The sequence below is a fragment of the Microvirga calopogonii genome, from assembly GCF_003347665.1.
Classification (GTDB): domain Bacteria; phylum Pseudomonadota; class Alphaproteobacteria; order Rhizobiales; family Beijerinckiaceae; genus Microvirga; species Microvirga calopogonii.
This window is the reverse complement of sequence record NZ_QDGA01000223.1, coordinates 1-2,311: the sequence shown is the minus strand read 5'-3', so window position 1 is coordinate 2,311 and position 2,311 is coordinate 1. Positions and strand designations below refer to the sequence as shown.

The window sequence follows — 2,311 nt, the reverse complement described above, 5'->3', positions numbered from 1 at the left end:
CTCCCGCTTGGTGCCGAAGGAGCGGGACGGAGTGCCAGGGAACAGCGACACGTGCGTGTGCTGAGCGATCCACTCCTCCCCCACAGCCTGGTGTTGTCATGTCTGGATGGCGCCCGTTTGGCAATGTGATTGTTGATGATGTTTGGGCTTGGCGGGGCGGGTGCAGTCATGTCTCCGGCCTCTGAACGCGGCACTTCATGACCGCAGGCCCTGATGTTTTACGCTGGAAGCTGGTCCCTCTCACATTATCGCGCTTGACTGACGCAAGACAACGCCACGGGTTCTCCAATTCCGGCGGTCCATGTCCGCTCATGCTTCACATCATTTCATCGTCACCGTGCCAACTGGGGTGCCCTACGGGCAGATCGTTTGAACTTGTCGTCTATGCCGCCGGCGCGGCCACTCCGTTGGTCCCGGGCTCGTAAGCCGTGCTCCTGGCCATCACAGCCCAAGCGATCCGGGCTATCTTGTTGGCCAAGGCGACGGCGACCACCTTGAACGGCTTCTTGGCCAGGAGGCTCCGGGCCCAATCCGCCATGGCCGTCCGGGTCTTGCCCGACTTCATGCTGTAGAGAGCGGCATGCGCTCCGACGACCAGCAGCTTGCGCAGGTGCCGGTTGCCCATCTTGGAGATGGAGCCGAGCCGCGCCTTGCCGCCGGTTGAGTGCTGCCGGGGCACGAGGCCGAGATAGGCGGCAAACTCCCGACTGCCCTGGAACAGACTGGGGTCCGGGACGCTGGCCGCGAGGCAAGAGGCCACAATCGGGCCGATGCCCGGAATGCCGGCGAGCCTCGTGCTGACTGGATCGCTGCGGTGGGCCGCCAGAATGGCTTTGTCGAGCTTGGCAATCTGCGCTTCGATCTCAACCAGCATCGTGGCCAAAGACTGAAGCGCAGTTCGAGCTGGTGCGGGGAAATCTGGATTGGCCTCGTGGAGGAAAGCGATCAGCTGGCGCGTGTTGCGAGCCCCTTGCGCCACCACGATGCCCAACTCTGCGAAGTGACCGCGTAGGGCATTGATCAGGGCGGTCCGCTGCCCGATCAGGAGATCGCGAGCCCCGTGCAGCATCAAGGTACTCTGTTGTTGCGGGCTCTTGACCGGAACGAAGCGCATCGACGGCCGTGTGACGGCCTCGCAGATGGCCGCCGCGTCCGCGGCATCATTCTTCTGCCGGCGCAGATAGGGTTTGACGTAGGCGGGAGGGATCAGGCGAACCTCATGCCCGAAAGCCATGAGTGTGCGGGCCCAGTGATGAGCGGTCGCGCAAGCCTCCATCCCGACCAGGCAGGGAGGTAGTGTGCTGAAGAAACCTGGAACCTGGCTGCGACGCAGCGCCCTGCGCAGGACGATCTTTCCACTCCTGTCGACGCCGTGCAGCTGGAAGACGTTCTTTGCGATATCAAGGCCGATCGTGGCAATCTCAGGCATGATGGCTGGTTCCTCTCCGGTTCTTCAACATGCCTATTCTGGCACGTCTGACGCTGGTGGAGGGCGCCATCCACGACATCACATTAACTCGAGTTTGACCGCCACCGTGTAGACGGGCCAGCATGAGCAAGCCTGTCAGCTACAAACGCCATCGCTTTCCGCCTGAGATCATCGCCCATGCGGTTTGGTTGTACTTCCGGTTCCCGCTGAGCCTGCGGCTGGTGGAGGAGATGCTGCTCGAGCGCGGCATTCTCGTCTCCTATGAGACGGTGCGTCGCTGGGCTCTCAAGTTTGGGCCGGCCTTCGCGCGCCGTCTCAGGCGCAAGCCACCAAGCCCCCGCGACATCTGGCATTTGGATGAGGTCGTGGTCACGATCTCGGGCCAGAAGCACTGGTTGTGGCGGGCGGTTGATCAGGACGGTTATGTGCTCGACGAGATCGTGCAGACGCGCCGCGACACCAAGGCGGCCAAGCGCTTGCTGAAGCGTCTGTTGAAGAAGCAGGGCGGTCCGCCCCGGCGCATGATCACTGACAAGCTCGGCTCCTACTCGGCCGCCCGGCGTCAGATCATGCCAGAAGTCGAACACCGATCCCATAAGGGGCTCAACAATCGGGCGGAGAATTCGCATCTCCCGTTCCGCCGGCGAGAACGGGCGAGGCAAGGCTTTCGATCACCCAGGTGCCTGCAGCGGTTCGTCAGTGTCTTCTCTGCCGTCCGCAACCTGTTCGTTCCACCCCGCTCGCGCCGCTCTGCCCGCGCGACCCACCTTCACCGCGTCAACGCCATGGCGGAGTGGAAAGTCGCGGCGGGCGTTGCCACTTGATCCGTTAGGCAATTGGGCCTGCCTGAATACGTCCAGTTCTAGTTAACGTGACAACACC

At 62.7% G+C, this 2,311-nt stretch carries 2 protein-coding genes; one reads left to right on the top strand and one right to left on the bottom strand.

Annotated features, from left to right (window positions below; translation table 11 throughout):
* Positions 1-382: 382 nt before the first annotated feature.
* On the bottom strand, positions 383-1,429 hold the full coding sequence (locus DDF70_RS36035; RefSeq protein WP_114949213.1) for an IS110 family RNA-guided transposase: 1,047 nt from the start codon (positions 1,427-1,429) through the stop codon (positions 383-385).
* A 122-nt stretch (positions 1,430-1,551) separates the two neighbouring features.
* Between DDF70_RS36035 and DDF70_RS36030 the strand changes: the two genes are divergently transcribed.
* Positions 1,552-2,253: an IS6 family transposase gene (locus tag DDF70_RS36030; RefSeq protein WP_114948864.1), complete on the top strand. Its 702-nt coding sequence runs from the start codon at positions 1,552-1,554 to the stop codon at positions 2,251-2,253.
* The last annotated feature ends 58 nt before the right edge of the window (positions 2,254-2,311 follow it).

What these genes read in the sequence shown, in the direction of transcription:
- DDF70_RS36030 (WP_114948864.1), top strand. Translation starts at nt 1,552, where the DNA reads ATGAGCAAGCCTGTCAGCTACAAACGCCATCGCTTTCCGCCTGAGATC.
- DDF70_RS36035 (WP_114949213.1), bottom strand. Translation starts at nt 1,429, where the DNA reads ATGCCTGAGATTGCCACGATCGGCCTTGATATCGCAAAGAACGTCTTC.